This is a genomic window from Mycobacteroides franklinii (assembly GCF_002013895.1).
Lineage (GTDB): Bacteria > Actinomycetota > Actinomycetes > Mycobacteriales > Mycobacteriaceae > Mycobacterium > Mycobacterium franklinii.
Map to the genome: position 1 here is coordinate 559864 of NZ_MAFQ01000001.1, position 19286 is coordinate 579149.

Consider the following 19286-nt stretch of genomic DNA (forward strand, 5'->3'; position numbering starts at 1 on the left):
GCGATAGCTTCACGTTCGGCACGAAGTTACTGAGCGTCGAACTCCCGGGCCCGCAATGACCTGACGATCCCCGCGCGGCCCTCGGAAACCAGACGGCGCAGCGCCGACGGAATCTCCTTGGCCAAGAAGCCGTCTGACTGGTGAACGGCTTCCGATGAAATGTCCCAGGACGGGTACAGGCCGATCACCACGGTCTGGGCCACTTCGCTGGAACGGCGCGCCCACACCTTCTCGATGGCATCGAAGTAGCGGCCAGCGAACGGCGCCAACAGCTCGGCCTGTCCGGGCTGCACGATTCCCGCGATCACCGAGCGTGCGGTGATGTTCGGCAGGGAGTCATCCTCGATGACCTGCTTCCACGCCGCCTCTTTCACCTCGGCGACGGGCCGGGCCGCCCGGGCCTGCGCCGCCTGGCGCTTACCTGCGGCGGTCTGATCGCGCTCCAGCTCCGCGTCGATGAACACCGATGCGTCCGGCTCCAGCGCGCCAGATGCGGCCAGCGCGTTGACGATCCGCCAACGCAGGTCGGTGTCCACTGTCAGGCCGGGCAGGTCCAGCGTCGCCGGATCGGAGTCCAGCAGCGCCTGCAGCACCACGGTGTGTCCGGCCGACAACACCGAGTTGGTGAAGGCGTTCACGAAGGCCAGCTGATGATCCGAGCCCGGCTCGGCGGCGCGGGCCAGCTCCAGCAGCCGGTCGGCGAAGGCAGGCCAGCCGTGCTCGCGTGCCCACTGCGGTTCCACATACGAGCTCAGCGCCGTCTGGGCCTGCAGCAGCAGGCGCTGTGCCACACCGACTTCGGACTCCGCGTGCACACCGGAGGACACCAGTGCCACGAAGTCACGAGCTCGCAGCTCGGCCTCGCGGGTCATCTCCCAAGCGGCCGACCATGCCAACGTGCGCGGCAGCGGCTCGGCGATATCGGCGATCCGTGACAGCACCGTCTCCAGGGACTCGTCATCGAGCCGCAGCGAGCAGTAGGTCAGGTCATCGTCATTGACGAGGATCAGCTTGCCGCGGGAAACACCAACCAGCGCAGGAACATCCGTCGTGGGGCCCTCGACGTCAAGTTCCTCGCGATGGATTCTGACGAGTTTGCCGCTGGTCCCGGATGTCGCCGCCTCCGCGGCTCCGGCGTCGTCGTAGATCCCGACCGCCAGGCGGTGCACGCGGGTCTCGCCGGCACCCGGCGCGGCGCCGGACTGTTTGACGGCAAAGCGCGTGAACTTCCCGTCGGCATCGACCTCGAAGTCAGGCGACAGCGTGTTCAGTCCGGTGGTCTTGAGCCACTGGGTGCCCCAGTCCGACAGGTCGCGTCCCGACGCCTCTTCCAATGCGCCCAGCAGGTCGTCGAAGGTCGCGTTCCCGAAGGCGTGTGCCGTGAAGTACGCGCGCAGACCCGACAGGAAGTTCTCCAAACCGACATACGCCACAAGCTGTTTGAGCACGCTGGCGCCCTTGGCGTAGGTGATGCCGTCGAAGTTCACCTCGACGGCGGCCAGGTCCGGGATGTCGGCGGCCACCGGGTGAGTGGAGGGCAGCTGGTCCTGGCGATACGCCCACGACTTCTCGACGTTGGCGAAGGTGGTCCATGCCTCGGTGTACTCAGTGGCCTCGGCCTGGCACAGCACCGACGCGAACGTCGCGAAAGATTCGTTGAGCCACAGGTCATCCCACCAGCGCATGGTGACCAGGTCGCCGAACCACATGTGCGCCATCTCGTGCAGCACGGTCTCGGCGCGGCGCTCGTAGGAGTACTTGGTGACCTTGGACCGGAAGACGTAGTCCTCCAGGAATGTCACGGCGCCGGCGTTCTCCATCGCGCCCGCGTTGAACTCCGGTACGAACAGCTGGTCGTACTTGCCGAACGCGTACGGAACTCCAAAATTCTTGTGGTAGAAGCCAAATCCCTGCTTGGTTTCGGTGAACAGGCGATCGGCGTCCATGAACTCCGACAGCGAGGCGCGGCAGTAGATACCCAGATCGATGGTGCCGTGGTCATCGGAGTACGCATCGTTCCAGCGTGCGTACGGCCCGGCGATCAAGGCCACCAGGTAGGTGCTCATCTTCGGGGTGGTCGCGAAGGTGTGCACGCCGTCGGCGACCGACAGGGGCGCACCGTTGGAGATCACCTGCCAGTGGGCCGGGGCGGTCACCGTGACATCGAAGGTGGCCTTGAGGTCGGGCTGGTCGAAGCAGGCGAACATCCGCTTGGCGTCGGCGGTTTCGAACTGTGAATAGAGATACACCTCATCATCGACCGGGTCCACGAAGCGGTGCAATCCCTCACCGGTGTGCGAGTATTCGCAGTCGGCCTCGACCACCACGGTGTTGGTGGCGGCGAGCTCGGGCAGCGTGATGCCCTGCTCCTCGTCGTAGCTGCTGACGTCCAGCTCGCTGCCGTTGAGTTCGACACGGCGCACCGTGCGGGCGGCGATATCAATGACCGTCGATGTCCCGGGTTGCGCGGTAAAGGTGACGGTGGTCGACGAGTGGAAGGTCTCTTCGCTCGGACCACCTTCGGCGGTGGTGAGGTCGAGGGTGATTGCGTAATGCTCGACGTCGATCGCAGCGGCGCGGGCCGCGGCCTGGTCACGGGTGAGGTTAGGGAGTGCCACGTACCCAACGTAGCGGGTGCAGCGCGGAAGGGGTGGGGGTAGCCACTGGTGGCGGCGGGAACACGACGGCAGGATGGTGAGTTGGGATGGACGGGGACCCGTCCCACCCAACTCATATGCGAAAGGCGCGTTATGTCTGCAGGCAAGAAGGACCTCGCCGAGTTCTGGTTTGACCCGCTATGTCCGTGGTGCTGGATCACTTCGCGGTGGATTCTGGAGGTCCAGAAGGTTCGCGATATCGAGGTCAAGTTCCGGGTGATGAGCCTGGCGGTTCTCAACGAGGGGCGCGACGATCTGCCGGAGCGCTATCAGGAACTGATGAAGACGGCCTGGGGGCCGGTACGGGTTGCGATTGCCGCCGAGCAGGCCAAGGGCCAGGAAATCCTGGAGCCGCTGTACAGCGCCATGGGTACCCGGATCCACAACCAGGACAACAAGGATCTGCCTGCCGTCATCGCCGAATCCCTCGCGGAGGTGGGTCTGCCGGCAGAGCTTGCCGACGCCGCCGAGTCGACCGACTACGACGAGGCCTTGCGCGTCAGCCACCACGCAGGCATGGACAAGGTGGGCCCGGACGTCGGTACCCCGACCATCCACGTCAATGGTGTGGCCTTCTTCGGCCCGGTGATCTCGAAGATCCCGCGCGGCGAAGAGGCCGGAAAGCTGTGGGACGCGTCGGTGATCTTCGCCTCGTACCCGCACTTCTTCGAGCTCAAGCGCACGCGCACCGAGCCGCCGACGTTCGACTAGTAGCGCGGCGGGGGATTGTCGTACGTGTACCCCTGCTGAAGCGGCATGTAGCCGTGCGGGATCGGCGGCGGTGCGGGCGGTAGTACCGGCGGCACCGGAGGAATGGGGGTCGGCGGCAGCAGCTTGGGTCGAAAGAACAACGATCCGGCCTGCTGCCGGTTCCGCAGCGCCGCCGCCCGCCAGGTGTGCACAGGGTGGCCGGAGAGCATGTTGACCAGCCAGACGAAGAAGCCCGTTTCCAGGGTTGCGCGGTTGGCCAGGGTGTCGAATTCGACCCGCTTGAGCAGGTACTTGCCGGCCGCCATGACCCCGATGGCCCCCTGAATTCCAGTAGGGCGCATGGAGTATCCGTGGTTGTCGGCGGTGTACTCCATGGACCGCGACAGCGATGTGCCCAAGAACGGGACGAAGTTCATCGCCGTCTGAGCGAACTGGCGCCAGTACGACGCGTGCCCGGCGGCGATATGCCCCACCTCGTGGCCGATGATGAAGGCCAGGGCTTCCGGGTCCCGGGCGTCACCCCCGATCTCGAACAGGTCGCTGTAGACGACGACGAATCGACGGAAGCCGTGCCCGCTGGCGAACGCGTTGATCTGACCGTTGCCCAGCACCACGTAGGCGTCGGGTATCTCGTGTAGGCCGAACCGCTGCGCGGCCTCGACCACCATCGCGTACCCCTCGGGGAACTGTGTGGGGGACATTTTCACGCCATTGACCCGTTGCTGCCCGTAGAGAATGCCTCGACCGATGAACAGGGTCAGGGGGGTGGCGGCCAGCGCCAGGATGATGATGTTCAGCTGGACGTGCTCGGGATCCGCGAGAAAGCTGATGATGCCGAAAATCGCGCCGACATACAGCAGCACCGTGAACAGGATCACGACGACGAGCAACCCGATCTCCCACGGATGGCGGCGCGGGGGATAGGTGTACTGGGGCAGTCCGACCGGGTACATGCGCGCCACGGTAACCGACCGCAGGGCAACCTGGCACAACGCGGCTGTCACAATTGGGAGATGCGCGTCTATGTGGGAGCCGATCACGCCGGATACGAGTTGAAGCAGAAGATCATCGAGCATCTTCGTGGCCGCGGTCACGAGCCGGTGGACTGTGGTGCCTTTGAGCTGGACCCGCAGGACGACTACCCGGCGTTCTGCATCGACGCGGCCCGGCGCACTGTCGCCGATCCGGGCAGCCTCGGCATTGTGCTGGGCGGTTCGGGTAACGGTGAGCAGATTGCCGCCAACAAGGTTCCGGGTGCCCGCTGTGCGCTGGCGTGGAGCCTGGAGACCGCGGTGCTGGCGCGCGAGCACAACAACGCGCAGCTGATCGGGATCGGTGGCCGCATGCACACCGAGCCGGAAGCCCTTGCCATTGTCGACGCGTTTCTGACGGCCACGTGGTCGGAGGAGCCGCGCCATCAGCGCCGCATCGACATCCTGGCCGAGTACGAGGCTACCCACGAAGCGCCGCCGGTACCGGGCGCTAGCGCGTAAACGCTTGTGCCGGAGGGGCATACCCTGCACCGGCTGGCCCGGCTGCATCAGCGCCGGTTCGCCGGTTCACCGGTATCGGTGAGCAGCCCGCAGGGGCGGTTCACCGAAGGCGCCGCGGCGGTCAACGGGCGCACCTTCGTCAAGGCGCATGCCTGGGGCAAGCACCTGTTCCACGACTACGGTCCGGCGGGCGTCGTGCACGTCCACTTGGGGCTGTACGGCACCTTCACCGAACTGCCGGTGCCGATGGGGCTGCCCATCGGTCAGGTGCGGATGCGTATCGAGGGGTCCGAGTTCGGTACCGACCTGCGTGGCGCGACGGCATGTGAGCTGATCGACGCCCCACAGGTCGACGCGATTCTGGCCCGTCTCGGCCCCGACCCGCTGCGTCCACGGTCCGATCCGTCGCCCGCATTTGAGCGGATTGCTAAGTCACACAGGCCGATCGGCGCACTGCTGATGGATCAAAAGGTGATGGCGGGCGTGGGCAATGTGTATCGCAGCGAGGTGCTGTTCCGTCAGCGAATCGACCCGTACCGGGAAGGCAGCCGGCTGGATCCAGAACAGCTCGCGGCGCTCTGGGGTGAGCTGGTGGACCGGATGCGGGTGGGGCTGCGGGTCGGCAAGATCGTCATCGTGGACCCCGAACACGATCGCGGCGACCCGTCATATGCCCCTGATCGTCCCCGGACCTATGTGTACCGGCGCGCGGGCGCGCCGTGCCGGGTCTGCGGAACCCCGATCCTCACCGCGGAGATGGACGCGCGAAATCTGTTCTGGTGCCCCTCATGTCAAATTCGCTGATGCCCGCCGCGACGACGCCTCCGGCTGTAAACTGCACTGAATGGGACGGCGAGTACCAATAACCCGAAAGGGGAGGTCATGACGCGACCGGGTGCGCCACTGGGAAAGCTCATGGCGCGCGCAGTTCGCGGACTAGGCTCGCACCCCGAACCTGACGATATCGAGACCCGATTGCTGGACGCCGCCATCGAGGTGCTGGCCGAGCGGGGTACTCAGACGGCCACCATCGATGAGGTGGCGCGGCGGGCGAAAGTGGGCCGCGCCACGGTGTTTCGGCGCTTTTCCAGTAAAGACCAGCTGTTCGAGCGGGCGCTCACTCAAGAAATGCGAAAGTTCCTGGACGAGTTGCAAGAACGTGCGGGCGGTTTCGACGATATTGGCGAGCGCGTCGCCGAGGGGTTCGCGGTCTGTATCGAGATTGTGAATCATCCTCTCCTGCGCGGTGATTCACTTGTGGCCAGGATGACTGCGATAGAAGCGATCACCCAGGGCGATCCAGCACCGATAGAACTGGCGCGGACCTATCTCCTCACCCAGATCGACCGGATGCGCGAGGAAGGGCGCATTCCGCCGGGAGATTCCGGGCGGCAGGTCGATGTCCTGATTCACCTGGTGCTGGGATATCTTGCCGCGCCGGCGACCACCATCGACCTCAGCAACACCGAGGAGGTGCGTGCGTTGGCGCGTGAGACCTTCGCGCCCATTCTGCTCACGCCCAACGTGCCCATCCAGGCGCGGTAGCTATCTCTAGAAATCCCCGAAATCGCCACCGAAGTCGCCGCCGCCGCTATCCCAGCCGCCGCCGTCCCAACCGCCCCCACTTTGGTCCCAACCGCCACCGCTCTGATCCCAGCCGCCTTGATCGGCGCCTGACCCCTGATCCCAGCCTGTCTGGTCCACTCCGCCCTCGTTTCCGGCATTGCGCCCGGCGTCATAGCCGTCCGAATACCCTTGGCCGAAGCCGCTTTCGAAGCCTTGTGCGCCGTATCCCACGCCGTGCATACCGGAGAAGAGCGAGTTGAACAGCAGCGCGGAACCCACGCCCCAGGCACCGGCGACGAGGGCGGGTTTCCACCACGGCTCGGAGTACCAGCCGGCAGGAACCGGACGCCCCGCGACCGTGCCGCCGGGGTAGTAGTTGGGGGTCCGGCCCGACGGCTCCGGGGAGGCCTCGATGTCACGACCCTCGAAGTTGATGCGCCGCTCTTCGGTGACCGAGCCGGCCCGGCTCTGCCCGGCGGTCGAGGGGAGTTCCGGGCCCGGGTCCATGCCCATGGCAAGTCGAGCCGCCCGCACGTAGTACAGGCCCTCGATGGCGCTCTCCTTGGCAAGTGCCGCCTGTGAGGGGGTGCGAGCCTGCTCGATGGCCGAGGATGCGGCGGTGTAGCGCTCAGAGGCGTCGGCGAGTGCCTGACGGGAGGCGTCGTCGGTTCCGCCCAGACCCAGAACCTGTCCACCCAGACGCTCGGTGACGCGGCGAGCGTCGGCCTTGGCGTCTTCGAGCTGCTCGCCACGCCGGCGGTTCGACCCCTGTGTGTAGATGATCGCGCCGCCTACGATCACGCCGACAAGAAGCAGGCCCAGGATGATTTCCATGGCACCCACCGTACTGATGTGTGGAACGGGTGAATGCAGCGAACTTATGCTGATCGCGAAACAGTGGCGTGGTTAAGGTGACCGGTATGACGGGGCCCGATCGGATCGCCGAGCTGTCTCAACGGATCACCACCTTGACCGGGCAAACCCTGAGTCGCGACGAGGTGATGACGGTGGTTGGCCGGGCCTTCGAGCATCAGGTCGATCTCGACGACGACGGACAGCTGCGCGCCCTGCTCGGTGGACTCGCCTCGTCTCCGGTTGTCCGAGGGCCAGCGGTGGCCGCACCTCAGCCGGGCCGGCCAGCTGTGCCGCCGCGAGAACCTTCGCCCTCCGGCGCTACGGCGAAAACTGCGGCGGTGTTGGCGTTGCTCGGCGGTATCGCCAACCTTGCGATTGGTGCCGTGTTCTTCGCGACTGGCAATTACGTTTCCGAGAACGACACGATGCCCGGCTGGTACCACGCGGTTTACTACGTCGTTGCCGGTGGTTCGGTCATCGTGGGTGGGGCGCTGTTGACGGGCGCGGTGATGATGTTCAGGCGCAAGCGGTTTGGGCCGCGGATCGTGGCGGTCGGATGCGCGTTGTGCCTTGCCGTCTTCTTCGGTGACCTCGCCATGACGTTCGCCGCGGCCGACGAAGGTGGTGTCGGCATGAGTGGGTCGCCCGGCCGCCATCTGTCGGGCCTCGTCTTCCCGGTGCTAACGCTGGTGTTGGTGCTGCTGCCTTCGACCAAACGGTGGGTGATGCGCGAGGCGCTACTGGCCGACGGGCACTTGCTGCCTAGCCAAGTCCCCAGCGACAGCCCCATACCCCGCACTAAGACGCGCGGTGTTGTCCACATCGCAGGCATAGTGCTTGTCGCAGCATCGGTAGTGGCCGGGGGTGTCTTCGTTGTCAATCACTTCGTGCGCACCCAATCGACGCGCACCCAGTCAACGACGGCGTCGAGCCCAGATCGCCGACAGATCGAGCTTCCCTTCGCCGACTTCGACATCGTTCCCCTGTATGGCATCGCGATCGATACAGGAGGAAATGTCTACGTAAGCGCCGAGGCCGGGATGTTCAAACTCGCCCCCGATACGGCAGCCCCTATCAAGCTGCCCTTCCCCAAACTTCGCAGCACGTCCTACAACGAGTGGCACGGCCCCTCTGATGTGGCCGTCGACGTCGCGGGCAACGTCTATGCCACTTACGGCCAGGCCAACCGGGTACTCAAACTTGCGGTCGGCGCCAGCGCTCCCTCCGAACTGCCGCTCACCGACCTTGGCTGGCCGCGGGGGGTCGCCGTCGACGCCGCGGGCAACGTCTATGTCGCCGACGCCGATAGCGACAACCCCCGAGTGCTCAAACTTGCGGTTGGCGCCGATGCGCCTACCAAGCTGCCCTTTGTCGAGCTGGAGAAGCCGGCCGGGGTCGCCGTAGACGCCGGGGGCAACGTCTATGTCACTGACGTCGGCGCCGTCCACAACGGCGTCTTCAAACTCGCTGCCGGTTCCCGCACTTCCACCGAACTGCCGTTCAATGGCTGGTCTCGTCGCTCAGGGATCGTCGTCGACACCGCCGGAGACATCTACGTTGTTGATGAGCATGCGAAAAAGGTGCTCAAACTTGCCGCCGGCGCCGATGCCCCGACCACGCTGCCGTTCGGCGACCTGAACAGTCCGAGAGCGGTTGCCGTCGACAGCACCGGTGATGTCTACGTCATCGACGGCAGCGGTAGTAACGACCGGGTCGTCAAGTTGTACGCCCAATAGATCTGGAGCGGGTGACGGGAATCGAACCCGCGTAGCTAGTTTGGAAGACTAGGGCTCTACCATTGAGCTACACCCGCATGCGTGCGAGGTTGTCCCGCACGCGTTGACGAATGTACAGCGCCGGGGCGGATCAAATCCAATTCATACCGTTGCATGTTGAGGCCGTAAGATCGCTTGGTCTCGTACGGAGTCTTGGATGAAGTATGGACGCAGGTCCGACGGGGTGTAGCGCAGCTTGGTAGCGCATCCGCTTTGGGAGCGGAGGGTCGCAGGTTCAAATCCTGTCACCCCGACAGCACGACAGCACGAAGAACCGCAGGTCAGGACGATCTGCTGTGCCTATAGGAACGACTGAAGGAGTCACCGCACGTGAAGAGCACCGTCGAAAAGCTGAGCCCGACCCGGGTTCGCATCAACGTCGAGGTTCCCTTCGCAGAGCTCGAACCGGATTTCTCCAAGGCGTACAAAGAGCTGGCTCAGCAGGTTCGTCTGCCCGGATTCCGGCCCGGCAAGGCTCCCGCGAAGCTGCTCGAGGCCCGCGTCGGCCGTGCCGCCGTGCTGGAGCAGGTCGTCAACTCGGCTCTGCCTGCCCGCTACAGCGAGGCCGTCACCGCCTCCGACGTCAAGCCGCTCGGCCAGCCGGAGATCGAGGTCACCAAGATCGAGGACGGCCAGGAGCTGACCTTCACCGCAGAGGTGGATGTGCGCCCGGAGATCGAGCTGCCCGACCTGAGCACCGTGGCCGTCACCGTCGAGCCCGTCACCGTCGAGGATTCCGAGGTCGAGGGCGAGCTGGACGCGTTGCGTGCGCGGTTCGGAACCCTCAAGGGCGTGGAGCGTGCCGCCGAGAACGGCGACTTCGTCTCGATCGACCTGTCGGCCACCGTTGACGGCAAGGAGGTCGAGGAAGCCGCGACCACCGGTCTGTCGCACGAGATCGGGTCCGGACAGCTCATCGACGGTCTGGACGAAGCCATCATCGGCCTGAAGGCCGGCGAGGAGAAGGTGTTCACCACCAAGCTGGCCGCCGGCGAGTTCGCCGGGCAAGAGGCCGAGGTCACCGTTAAGGTCGGTTCCATCAAGGAGCGCGAGCTGCCTGCCGCCGACGACGATTTCGCCCAGCTGGCAAGTGAATTCGACACCATCGGCGAGCTCAAGGACAGCCTCGTCGAGCAGGTGAAGGGCCGCAAGCGCATCGCCCAGGCCGACGAGATCCGCGACGAGACCATCACCGCGCTGCTCGAGAAGATCGAGATTCCGGTGCCGGAGAAGATCCTCGAGGAGCAGATCGGCAACAGCCTGCACGAGGCCGTCCACGGTCTGGACCACAACGAGGACAAGCTCAATGAACTGCTGGAAGAGCAGGGCACCTCGCGTGAAGAGTTCGACAAGGACATGCGCGAGTCCGCGACCAAGTCCATCAAGACCGAACTGCTGCTCGACGTGATCGCCGACAAGTTCGACATCAATGTCGACCAGCAGGACCTCACCGAGCGTCTGGTGCTCATGTCGCGCCAGTACGGCATCGAGCCGCAGCAGCTGGTGCAGTACCTCACCCAGCAGCAGCAGCTGCCCGGGTTGTACGTCGACGTGCGCCGCGGCAAGGCCATCGCAGAGGTCATCCGTCAGGCCAAGGTGACCGACTCCACCGGTGCCGATGTCGACGTTGACGCCGTGCTGGGACCGCGTCGTGGCGGATCCGACGAGGCCGGTGCCGAGACCGACGCCGAGGACAAGGCGGAGAAGGCCAAGAAGAAGGCCAAGGACACCAAGGACACCAAGGACGAGGACAAGTCCGATAAGGCCGAGAAGAAGGCCAAGAAGAAGAGCAAGGACGAGGACGGCGAATAGTCCGCGTCACGCTCTGAGCGAACTCGCCCGTGGCGGGGAGTGCGCAGCAGCCGATGTTGGTTAATGTCGGCAGTACGCAAAGTGGTTCTCAAGATTGGTTTCATACGAACCCCGAAGAGCTAGACGAAGGCAGGTTGCATAGTGACTGAAATGCGTTCGGCGACAGCCGGGCTCAACCTGATCGACTCGGTGTATGAGCGTCTGCTCTCCGAGCGCATCATTTTCCTGGGCCAGCAGGTGGACGACGACATCGCCAACAAGCTGTGCGCGCAGATCCTGCTGCTGACGGCCGAGGACCCCACCAAGGACATCCACCTGTACATCAACTCGCCCGGTGGGTCGATCAGCGCCGGCATGGCGATCTTCGACACCATGGAGCTGTCGGAGTGCGATATCGCCACCTACGCGATGGGCATGGCGGCCTCGATGGGTGAGTTCCTGTTGGCGGCCGGTACCAAGGGCAAGCGCCACGCGCTGCCGCACGCCCGCATCCTCATGCACCAGCCGCTTGGTGGTGTCACCGGCAGCGCCTCCGATATCGCCATTCAGGCCGAGCAGTTCACGGTCATCAAGAAGGAAATGTTCCGCCTCAACGCCGAATTCACCGGCAAGAGTGTCGAACAGATCGAAGCTGATTCGGACCGCGACCGCTGGTTCACCGCGCCGGAGGCATTGGAGTACGGGTTCGTCGACAAGATCATCACCCGCGGCGATCTCAACGGCAGCAAGGGAGCATCCAAGTGATCTCGAAGCACCTCAACCCCGAGTTGGCGCCCCAAGCGCGCTACATCCTGCCCTCGTTCATCGAGCACTCGAGCTTCGGTGTCAAAGAGTCGAACCCGTACAACAAGCTGTTCGAGGAGCGCATCATCTTCCTCGGCGTGCAGGTGGACGACGCCTCGGCCAACGACATCATGGCGCAGCTGCTGGTGCTCGAGTCGCTGGATCCCGACCGTGAGATCACCATGTACATCAACTCCCCGGGTGGCTCGTTCACCTCGTTGATGGCGATCTACGACACCATGCAGTACGTGCGCTCCGACATCCGCACGGTGGTGCTCGGCCAGGCCGCGTCGGCCGCGGCCGTGCTGCTCGCCGCCGGTACTCCCGGCAAGCGGATGGCGCTGCCCAACGCGCGTGTACTCATCCACCAGCCCTCACTGTCCGGCGTGATCCAGGGACAATTCACCGACCTGGAGATCCAGGCCAAGGAGATCGAGCGCATGCGCGTGCTGCAGGAGACGACGCTGTCGCGGCACACCGGTAAGGCCACGGAGGTCATCCGCAAGGACACCGACCGCGACAAGATCTTCACGGCCGAGGAGGCCAAGGACTACGGGATCATCGACGTCGTTCTGGAGTACCGCAAGCTCTCCGCGCAGGCAGCCTCGTAGCTGCCGGGCGGCGGCCCCGGATAACAGTTGCAACACACCGGTCTCCGGTGCGCGTCATCCGAGGCTCCAGTCGGTGCGAGGCGATATGTTCTCCAGCACGGCAGCGCGTAAATGCCGTCGGTGCGATTCGCTTTATCGGTCGCGGTGCGGCCGAGATAGCGGGTAGCGTCGGGTTCGATAGCTCGTTAGTCAGGGCAGGGACGTGTCGACACCACGATCCACCACCGCGTGACAGGAAGTAGGACTGGCCACCATGGCACGTATCGGAGACGGCGGCGACCTGCTGAAATGCTCGTTCTGCGGAAAGAGCCAGAAGCAGGTCAAGAAGCTCATCGCCGGCCCCGGCGTGTACATCTGCGATGAATGCATCGACCTCTGCAACGAGATCATCGAAGAGGAGCTGGCCGACGCAGACGACGTCAAGCTCGATGAGCTGCCCAAGCCGGTGGAGATCCGGGAGTTCCTGGAGAACTACGTCATCGGTCAGGACAACGCCAAGAAGACGCTGGCCGTCGCCGTGTACAACCACTACAAGCGCATCCAGGCCGGCGATAAGGCCCGTGACGCCCGTGGTGAGACCGTTGAACTGGCCAAGTCCAATATCTTGATGCTGGGCCCCACCGGCTGCGGCAAGACCTACCTGGCGCAGACACTGGCCAAGATGCTCAACGTCCCGTTCGCCATCGCCGACGCCACCGCGCTGACCGAGGCCGGGTACGTGGGCGAGGATGTGGAGAACATTCTCCTCAAGCTGATTCAGGCGGCCGACTACGACGTGAAGCGCGCCGAGACCGGCATCATCTACATCGACGAGGTCGACAAGATCGCCCGCAAGAGCGAGAACCCGTCGATCACCCGCGATGTCTCCGGCGAGGGTGTGCAGCAGGCGCTGCTGAAAATCCTGGAGGGCACGCAGGCGTCGGTGCCCCCGCAGGGCGGCCGCAAGCACCCGCATCAGGAATTCATCCAGATCGACACCACCAACGTGCTGTTCATCGTGGCCGGTGCGTTCGCGGGCCTGGAGAAGATCGTGTCGGACCGCGTCGGCAAGCGCGGCCTGGGCTTTGGTGCCGAGGTCAAGTCGAAGGCCGATATCGACACCACGGACCACTTCGCCGAGGTCATGCCCGAGGACTTGATCAAGTTCGGGCTCATCCCCGAGTTCATCGGTCGTCTGCCGATCGTGGCCTCGGTGACAAACCTGGACCGCGAATCGCTCATCACGATCCTGTCCGAGCCGAAGAACGCATTGGTGAAGCAGTACACCCGCCTCTTCGACATGGACGGTGTCGAGCTGGAATTCAGCCAGGATGCGCTGGAGGCCATCGCCGATCAGGCCATCCACCGTGGCACCGGCGCCCGCGGTCTGCGCGCCATCATGGAGGAAGTGCTGCAGCCGGTGATGTACGACATCCCGAGCCGCGACGATGTCGCCAAGGTCGTCGTGACCGGCGAGACCGTCATCGACAACGTGCTGCCGACCATCGTGCCACGCAAGCCTTCGCGTACTGAGCGGCGCGATAAGTCCGCTTAGGTCGCTGTGCAGAGCGCCATGGGACTGGCGCGGGCCGAGCGAATCGACCTCGCAAATTTCCTGGCGGGGTTGACGACGGAGCAGTGGGACGCCCCATCGCTGTGTAGCCAGTGGCGGGTGCGTGACGTTGTCACGCACATGATCGGGTATGAAGACCTCAGTGGTATGGAGTTCTACTCCCGGTTGGCCAAGGCAGGTTTCAACCCGAATAAGGCTAACGCCAATCGCGTCGCCGAATTGGCCGATCGCACCCCGCAGCAGCTGCTGGAGATGGTTCGGGCCGCGCAAACGCCGGGTGTATTGACATCAGGTTTCGGCGGCCGGATTGCCTTGCTGGACGGGATCATCCATCAACAAGACATTCGGCGCCCGTTGGGCATCGCCCGCGAGATTCCCGGCGACCGGCTGATCGTCGCCATGGATTTCGCACGCTGGGCACCGCCGGTACGCGGAGCGATACGGGCCCGTGGGGTGCGGTTGGTGGCCACCGATCTGGACTGGTCGCGGGGGAGTGGACCCGAGGTGAGCGGGCCGGCGGAGGCGCTGCTGATGGCGATGGCGGCCCGCCCATGTGCGCTGGCGGACTTGGATGGCCCCGGTAAATCAACCCTGGCGCAACATATTTCGTAACTGCTCGTAAGCTGATAGTGATGTCCACCGAGTTCATGAGCCAACCGACGCTAGAGGGGCCGACGCTCACCCTGCGTCCGTTGGAAGAAGACGACCTTGAGCCGCTGTATCGTGCCGCCAGCGATCCGCTCGTCTGGGCGCAACACCCCAGCCCGGACCGTTACCAGCGGCCGGTCTTCGAGAAGTGGTTCACCGAAGCGCTGGCCGCGAAATCGCTTGTCATCATCGATCACTCAACGGGGGAGATGATCGGGTCGTCTCGATTCTACGAGTGGGATCCGAACAAGCGTGAAGTCGCGATCGGGTACACCTTCATTGCGCGCGAGTACTGGGGCGGCACCGTCAACGCCGAGCTCAAGACGCTCATGTTGGACTACGCGTTCATCAACGCCGACCTGGTGTGGTTCCACGTGGGGGCAACCAATCTCAGGTCACAAAAAGCGCTCGCCAAGATTGGTGCTCACGAGCATCACCGCCAGAAGCGGGTGGGCAGCAATGACGTGCCCGAGGACTACGTGTACTTCACCATCACCGCCGCCGACTGGCGGGATGCCTCCGACTGAGCGCGACGCTCGCCGTCGAGCAGAATGTCGCGCCCGTCAGCTGAGGATCAGTGCGCAGCAGGATCCTCGTCGACGTCCGTGACGTCCCGCGAGTGATCCTGCTCGGCGCGCTTGGCCGCCTCACGCATCTCGAAGGCGTCCGTGGCGATCTCGCCGATCTGCCTCGTGACGTCGACCACCGCGTTGGTGATGATCTTGGCGATCTCACCCACGTGGTCGGCAGCGGACGACACGACCTCTTGGGCCAGGTCCTTGTTGCGTTCGAACTTGCTCACCACATCCCCTAACTTACGCGTCTACCAGCTCGCCGGAGCCGCTGGCCGGTGACATCACGTTCCCACGCTCGTCAATGACGACGACCTCGGGCTCGGTGGCTGCTTGCTTGCGTGCGTCTCGCTCGATGTGCACGACGAGCTCCTCGTCGTCGCGGAACCAGCCGTTGGGCAGCGATAGGCGCGCGATCTTCTTCCAGGTGGACGAGAGCTGGGCGAAGAAGCCTCCCGTGTTGTAGGGCAGGCCGTACTTCTGGCACAGCTCTCGTACCTCGGTGGCCATCTCGGGGTAGCGGTTGGCGGGCAGATCGGGGAACAGGTGATGTTCGATCTGGTGGGACAGGTTGCCGCTCATGATGTGAAAGAGCCTGCTGCCCTCGATGTTCGCCGAGCCAAGCAGCTGCCGGACGTACCACTCGCCCCGGGTCTCGTTGGCGGTGTCCTCTTTGGAAAACGTCTGGGTTCCGGAAGGGAAGTGTCCGCAGAAGATGATCGAGAATGTCCACAGGTTGCGCACGAAGTTGGCAGACATGTTGCCCAGGAAGGTGATCGGAAATAGCGGGCCGGTGAGCGCCGGGAAGATCACGTAGTCCTTGAGAACCTGCTTACTGGCCTTGCGCCACATGCCCTTGATCAGGGGCTTGAGGTCGTACCACTTCCGCCTGCCCCGCACGATGTTCTCGGCCTCGAGCTCGTGCACCATGACGCCCCATTCGAAGAACACCATCAGGGCGGTCGCCCAGGCCAGGTTGCCCAGGTAGTACGGGTTCCACTTCTGCTCCGGCGCCATCCGCAGGATGCCGTAGCCGACATCGCGATCCATGCCGACGATGTTGGTATAGGTGTGGTGCATGTAGTTGTGCGAGTGCCGCCACTGATCGGCGGGGCACACCGTGTCCCATTCGAAGTCGCGTGAGTTGAGGCCCTTTTCGCGCATCCAGTCGTATTGGCCGTGCATCACGTTGTGGCCGATCTCCATGTTGTCGAGAATCTTGGAGACGGACAGCGCGCCCACCGCGGCGAGCCATACCGGCGGGATGAAGCCCAGGTACATCATGGCGCGCCCGGCGAGCTCGCAACCGCGTTGCGTCTTGATGATCGAGTAGATGTACTCGCGGTCGCGCTCGCCCAGATCGGCGACGGTCCGCTCGCGCAATGCATCGAGGTCCTTGCCCAGGGCCTCGATATCCGCTGCGCTGATGGTGATTTCGTTGCTGGTCATCGTCTATCTCCTGGATCTAAAGGCCGATCGAGACGTCACCGACGGGTGCGGTGATACAGAGCTGGATGTGCTGATCGGGATCGTGATTCTCGTCCCCGGTGCGCAGGTTCCGGGTGCATCCGGATGTCTTCACCGCGGTGCAGGCGAAGCAGATTCCCATCCGGCAGCCGAATTCAGGCTGCAGTCCGGCGGCCTCCGCCTGTTCGAGGATGGGCCGTCCATCGTTCTCGGCAGTGATGCCCGATGTCGCGAAGCGCAGCACGCCCCCGGCCTCGCCGGTGGTGCCCGATGTGGCGAGGGTGAACTCCTCGGTGTGCAGACGGTCGGAGAGTCCACGTTCGGCGTACAGCGCGGTCACCGCCTCATGCAATGACGGCGGTCCGCACAGGAACGTCTGAGCGTCCGCATGCCAGGGCGCGACGGCCTGCAGCTGTTCGGCGCTGAAGTGCTGGCCGCCGTCCCGGGTGTACTCCGTGTGCACCGTCACCGACGGCACCTCGCCGAGTGCAGCGAGTTCATTCGCGTAGGCGTTATCTGCGACTGTCGGGGCGTAATAGAGCACCGCGAGCTGGCCGGGGTACCCATTGCCGATGAGTGTTCTCGCCATTGAGAGTACGGGTGTAATCCCGCTTCCGGCGGAGATCAGTACCGTCCGGATGGGGCGCGGCGTGGGGAGCACGAACGTGCCCGCGGCCGGGGTGATGCTGTACACGTCACCGACGGCGGCGTGCTTGTACAGATAGTTCGAGACCAGTCCTTCAGGCCTGCGGGCAATGGTCAGCTCGATGATGTCCCGTGCGTCGTCGGCGCACGAGGGTGAGAAGCAGCGGACGTGCCGTACGCCGTCGACCACGATGCCCAGTTGTACGAACTGACCTGCGCGAAAGCCTTTGAATTGATGAGTTGTGCGCAAGGTCAGGGTCACGGACCGGGTGGTGCGGCGCTGCACGCGAATGACGCGGGCGCGAGCCTCTTCCCAGGTGATCATCGGGTCGACGAGTTCGAGATAGCGGTCGACGGCGTGCGGGGTGAGGGCGGCTGTCAGCAGTCGGCCCAGTGACGACTCGGGCGTGAGGATGCGTCGGGTGGCTTTAGTTAGAAATGTCATTCGAACTCCCTCCGTTAAGTTAACGAATGTACACTGAAATTGTGAATCAACATGCCCCCACTCAGTCAAGCCGTAATCACCGTGTCGGTCATCACAGCGATACAGTGATCGACATGACCAGTCATCGGGAACGGGGATCGCATGCAGGTGCCTCCTCCCGGCGCGACTCGGTTCGCGGTGAGCAGAAACTGCGCACCCGCACCGCTTTGATGGAGGCCGCGCTCGAGCTCTCGCGCACACAGTCGTTCGCCGGGCTGAGCCTGCGTGACGTCGCTCGTGGTGCGGGAATCTCGCCGACGGCGTTCTACCGCCACTTCTCATCTCTGGATGATCTGGGGGTGGCGCTGGCCGAGGAGGGCATGCGCATCGCGCGGGGGATCGCTCGGGAGATACGTCGAGGCGAACCGGCGACATTGGCGGAGTCCATGCGCATCCTCGCCGAGCAAGTGCGGGTAAACCCGGATCAGCTGCGGTTTGTCGTCACCGAGCGATACACGGCACCCACTGAGGTGCGGCGGGCGGTGAGTATCGAGATGCGCCTGCTCGCAGGGGAGCTGGCGATCGATCTGGCTCGACGCGATCAGATGCGGCTATGGGATTCCGCCGATCTCACGACGGCGGCCAACCTGATTTTGTCGATCGCCGCCAATGCGGTGGCCGAACTGGTGCAGCCCGATGCCGACACCGCCGAGGTTGTCGATGGTGCCACCAACGCGTTGACGATGGCCTTTGTTGGCTTGCAGAACTGGAAGTCGGTGCCGCGCTAACCGCGACGCTCCGATTCGCCGAGTCGTTGATGTAGTCGATCGCGGATCTCTTCCACCGTGTACGCCTTGCGTCTGCGTTGATCACGAGCGACCAGCACGCCCCCCGCTGCCACCCCGACGGCCCCCGCGAGCCCGACCCACTTCCACATGTTGGCCATCGGTCCAGGCTACGGTGCGGGAGTGGACGGGAATGCGACAGGATGAGCCGCTTGCGTGAAGACAATGGATCCGTGTCGATCGAGGAGGCCCTCGATGCGACACGGACCGGCGACATTTGGGTGTTCCGCGGACGATCGGGTCCCGATCGTCTGATTCAGACATTGTCGAACAGTCCGGTCAACCATGTCGGCATGACGTTGGCGATCGACGATTTGCCGCCGCTGATGTGGCACGCCGAACTCGGCAACAAGCTCACCGATGTGTGGACAGGCGATACCCACCGGGGAGTGCAGCTGCACGATGCCCGTGAGGCGATCGAGCGATGGTCACACGTCTACGGCCAGCGATGCTGGCTACGCCAGCTCAGCCCGCGGGTGACTCGTGAGCAGGAGGACGCAGCGCTGCGCGTGGTGGCCCGCATGGACGGGACACCGTTTCCGGCCACCGCCCGGTTGACCGGCCGTTGGATGCGGGGCCGACTTCCCACCGTCAGCGATCTGACTCGTGGACTTCCCTTCGTGCACAAGAAGGTTCGCGAGGTGGCCGAGCGGGACATTACGAAAAAACGGCAAGCTGGGCTGGAGACAGCGTTCTGCGCCGAGACGGTGGCGATCACCCTCGAGGAGATGGGGCTGCTCGTCACCGAGAAGCGGTCGAACTACTTCGATCCGGGATCGTTCTGGAGCGGTGACAATCTGCCGCTGGCGCCGGGCTACTCGCTGGGCAGGGAGATCGTCGTCGAGGTGCCCGAGCCTTAGGCAATCGGAC

The 19286-nt window shown here is 64.3% G+C and carries 20 protein-coding genes and 2 tRNA genes; 14 read left to right on the top strand and 8 right to left on the bottom strand.

Features of this window, described 5'->3' with window-relative positions; genetic code table 11:
- Window positions 1–26: 26 nt before the first annotated feature.
- Window positions 27–2618: an aminopeptidase N gene (gene pepN, locus B4393_RS02935; RefSeq protein WP_078332831.1), complete on the bottom strand. Its 2592-nt coding sequence runs from the start codon at window positions 2616–2618 to the stop codon at window positions 27–29.
- Window positions 2619–2750: 132 nt separating this feature from the next.
- On the opposite strand from pepN, the gene B4393_RS02940 reads away from it, so the two are divergent.
- A complete protein-coding gene (locus B4393_RS02940; protein WP_078332832.1) occupies window positions 2751–3368 on the top strand; it encodes a mycothiol-dependent nitroreductase Rv2466c family protein in 618 nt (205 codons plus the stop codon).
- Here B4393_RS02940 and B4393_RS02945 read toward each other — a convergent pair.
- Window positions 3365–4321, bottom strand: coding sequence for a M48 family metallopeptidase (locus tag B4393_RS02945; RefSeq protein ID WP_078333008.1), 957 nt, complete (start codon window positions 4319–4321; stop codon window positions 3365–3367). The genes B4393_RS02940 and B4393_RS02945 overlap by 4 nt on opposite strands.
- Before the next feature lie 60 nt (window positions 4322–4381).
- Between B4393_RS02945 and B4393_RS02950 the strand changes: the two genes are divergently transcribed.
- The 3 genes from B4393_RS02950 (at window position 4382) to B4393_RS02960 (ending at window position 6406) form a co-directional block, all read left to right on the top strand.
- Window positions 4382–4861: a ribose-5-phosphate isomerase gene (locus B4393_RS02950; protein ID WP_078278477.1), complete on the top strand. Its 480-nt coding sequence runs from the start codon at window positions 4382–4384 to the stop codon at window positions 4859–4861.
- Between the two features lie 6 nt (window positions 4862–4867).
- Window positions 4868–5665: an Fpg/Nei family DNA glycosylase gene (locus B4393_RS02955; protein WP_078332833.1), complete on the top strand. Its 798-nt coding sequence runs from the start codon at window positions 4868–4870 to the stop codon at window positions 5663–5665.
- A 78-nt stretch (window positions 5666–5743) separates the two neighbouring features.
- A complete protein-coding gene (locus B4393_RS02960) occupies window positions 5744–6406 on the top strand; it encodes a TetR/AcrR family transcriptional regulator (RefSeq protein WP_078332834.1) in 663 nt (220 codons plus the stop codon).
- 6 nt (window positions 6407–6412) lie between these two features.
- On the opposite strand, the gene B4393_RS02965 is transcribed toward B4393_RS02960, so the two are convergent.
- A complete protein-coding gene (locus tag B4393_RS02965) occupies window positions 6413–7261 on the bottom strand; it encodes a hypothetical protein (RefSeq protein ID WP_078333009.1) in 849 nt (282 codons plus the stop codon).
- Window positions 7262–7347: 86 nt separating this feature from the next.
- Between B4393_RS02965 and B4393_RS02970 the strand changes: the two genes are divergently transcribed.
- Entirely contained in the window at window positions 7348–9018 is a 1671-nt protein-coding gene (locus B4393_RS02970; RefSeq protein ID WP_078332835.1) for an NHL repeat-containing protein, read from the top strand.
- Window positions 9019–9021: 3 nt separating this feature from the next.
- On the opposite strand, the gene B4393_RS02975 is transcribed toward B4393_RS02970, so the two are convergent.
- Window positions 9022–9095: transfer RNA gene (locus B4393_RS02975), tRNA-Gly, on the bottom strand.
- A gap of 142 nt (window positions 9096–9237) precedes the next feature.
- Here B4393_RS02975 and B4393_RS02980 point away from each other — a divergent pair.
- The 7 genes from B4393_RS02980 to B4393_RS03010 all read left to right on the top strand — a co-directional run bounded on the left by B4393_RS02980 (window position 9238) and on the right by B4393_RS03010 (window position 14990).
- Window positions 9238–9311 (top strand) — tRNA-Pro (locus B4393_RS02980).
- A gap of 76 nt (window positions 9312–9387) precedes the next feature.
- Window positions 9388–10869, top strand: a complete 1482-nt coding sequence (tig, locus tag B4393_RS02985; RefSeq protein WP_078332836.1) for a trigger factor — start codon at window positions 9388–9390, stop codon at window positions 10867–10869.
- Window positions 10870–11019: 150 nt separating this feature from the next.
- Window positions 11020–11613, top strand: coding sequence for an ATP-dependent Clp protease proteolytic subunit (locus B4393_RS02990; protein ID WP_109398847.1), 594 nt, complete (start codon window positions 11020–11022; stop codon window positions 11611–11613).
- Complete coding sequence (locus B4393_RS02995) at window positions 11610–12263, top strand: ATP-dependent Clp protease proteolytic subunit (protein WP_078332837.1); 654 nt, start codon at window positions 11610–11612, stop codon at window positions 12261–12263. Before B4393_RS02990 ends, B4393_RS02995 begins: the two co-directional genes overlap by 4 nt.
- A gap of 253 nt (window positions 12264–12516) precedes the next feature.
- Complete coding sequence (gene clpX / locus B4393_RS03000) at window positions 12517–13797, top strand: ATP-dependent Clp protease ATP-binding subunit ClpX (protein WP_070935582.1); 1281 nt, start codon at window positions 12517–12519, stop codon at window positions 13795–13797.
- 18 nt (window positions 13798–13815) lie between these two features.
- Window positions 13816–14427 carry a maleylpyruvate isomerase family mycothiol-dependent enzyme gene (locus tag B4393_RS03005; protein WP_078332838.1) on the top strand — a complete coding sequence of 204 codons (612 nt, stop codon included), beginning with the start codon at window positions 13816–13818 and terminating at the stop codon, window positions 14425–14427.
- A gap of 20 nt (window positions 14428–14447) precedes the next feature.
- The gene (locus B4393_RS03010) at window positions 14448–14990 is read left to right on the top strand and encodes a GNAT family N-acetyltransferase (RefSeq protein WP_078332839.1); all 543 of its coding nucleotides are present in this window, start codon (window positions 14448–14450) and stop codon (window positions 14988–14990) included.
- A 47-nt stretch (window positions 14991–15037) separates the two neighbouring features.
- On the opposite strand, the gene B4393_RS03015 is transcribed toward B4393_RS03010, so the two are convergent.
- The 3 genes from B4393_RS03015 to B4393_RS03025 are packed head-to-tail and all read right to left on the bottom strand — an operon-like array spanning window position 15038 to window position 17592.
- Entirely contained in the window at window positions 15038–15268 is a 231-nt protein-coding gene (locus tag B4393_RS03015) for a hypothetical protein (RefSeq protein ID WP_070935576.1), read from the bottom strand.
- Window positions 15269–15278: 10 nt separating this feature from the next.
- Window positions 15279–16484: a fatty acid desaturase family protein gene (locus tag B4393_RS03020; protein WP_078332840.1), complete on the bottom strand. Its 1206-nt coding sequence runs from the start codon at window positions 16482–16484 to the stop codon at window positions 15279–15281.
- 16 nt (window positions 16485–16500) lie between these two features.
- Complete coding sequence (locus B4393_RS03025) at window positions 16501–17592, bottom strand: ferredoxin reductase (protein ID WP_078332841.1); 1092 nt, start codon at window positions 17590–17592, stop codon at window positions 16501–16503.
- 104 nt (window positions 17593–17696) lie between these two features.
- Here B4393_RS03025 and B4393_RS03030 point away from each other — a divergent pair, with 104 nt between their 5' ends.
- Window positions 17697–18359, top strand: a complete 663-nt coding sequence (locus B4393_RS03030; protein WP_078278466.1) for a TetR family transcriptional regulator — start codon at window positions 17697–17699, stop codon at window positions 18357–18359.
- Here B4393_RS03030 and B4393_RS27105 read toward each other — a convergent pair.
- Entirely contained in the window at window positions 18356–18517 is a 162-nt protein-coding gene (locus tag B4393_RS27105) for a hypothetical protein (RefSeq protein ID WP_109558250.1), read from the bottom strand. The two genes, B4393_RS03030 and B4393_RS27105, sit on opposite strands and share 4 nt — an antisense overlap.
- A gap of 72 nt (window positions 18518–18589) precedes the next feature.
- On the opposite strand from B4393_RS27105, the gene B4393_RS03035 reads away from it, so the two are divergent.
- Window positions 18590–19276: a guanylate cyclase gene (locus tag B4393_RS03035; protein ID WP_191987144.1), complete on the top strand. Its 687-nt coding sequence runs from the start codon at window positions 18590–18592 to the stop codon at window positions 19274–19276.
- Window positions 19277–19286: the final 10 nt, after the last annotated feature.

What these genes read in the sequence shown, in the direction of transcription:
- B4393_RS02945 (WP_078333008.1), bottom strand. Translation starts at nt 4,321, where the DNA reads ATGTACCCGGTCGGACTGCCCCAGTACACCTATCCCCCGCGCCGCCAT.
- B4393_RS03010 (WP_078332839.1), top strand. Translation starts at nt 14,448, where the DNA reads ATGTCCACCGAGTTCATGAGCCAACCGACGCTAGAGGGGCCGACGCTC.
- B4393_RS03005 (WP_078332838.1), top strand. Translation starts at nt 13,816, where the DNA reads ATGGGACTGGCGCGGGCCGAGCGAATCGACCTCGCAAATTTCCTGGCG.
- B4393_RS02950 (WP_078278477.1), top strand. Translation starts at nt 4,382, where the DNA reads ATGCGCGTCTATGTGGGAGCCGATCACGCCGGATACGAGTTGAAGCAG.
- B4393_RS03020 (WP_078332840.1), bottom strand. Translation starts at nt 16,484, where the DNA reads ATGACCAGCAACGAAATCACCATCAGCGCAGCGGATATCGAGGCCCTG.
- B4393_RS02940 (WP_078332832.1), top strand. Translation starts at nt 2,751, where the DNA reads ATGTCTGCAGGCAAGAAGGACCTCGCCGAGTTCTGGTTTGACCCGCTA.
- B4393_RS02970 (WP_078332835.1), top strand. Translation starts at nt 7,348, where the DNA reads ATGACGGGGCCCGATCGGATCGCCGAGCTGTCTCAACGGATCACCACC.
- B4393_RS02960 (WP_078332834.1), top strand. Translation starts at nt 5,744, where the DNA reads ATGACGCGACCGGGTGCGCCACTGGGAAAGCTCATGGCGCGCGCAGTT.
- clpX (WP_070935582.1), top strand. Translation starts at nt 12,517, where the DNA reads ATGGCACGTATCGGAGACGGCGGCGACCTGCTGAAATGCTCGTTCTGC.
- B4393_RS02965 (WP_078333009.1), bottom strand. Translation starts at nt 7,261, where the DNA reads ATGGAAATCATCCTGGGCCTGCTTCTTGTCGGCGTGATCGTAGGCGGC.
- B4393_RS27105 (WP_109558250.1), bottom strand. Translation starts at nt 18,517, where the DNA reads ATGGCCAACATGTGGAAGTGGGTCGGGCTCGCGGGGGCCGTCGGGGTG.
- B4393_RS02990 (WP_109398847.1), top strand. Translation starts at nt 11,020, where the DNA reads ATGCGTTCGGCGACAGCCGGGCTCAACCTGATCGACTCGGTGTATGAG.
- B4393_RS03025 (WP_078332841.1), bottom strand. Translation starts at nt 17,592, where the DNA reads ATGACATTTCTAACTAAAGCCACCCGACGCATCCTCACGCCCGAGTCG.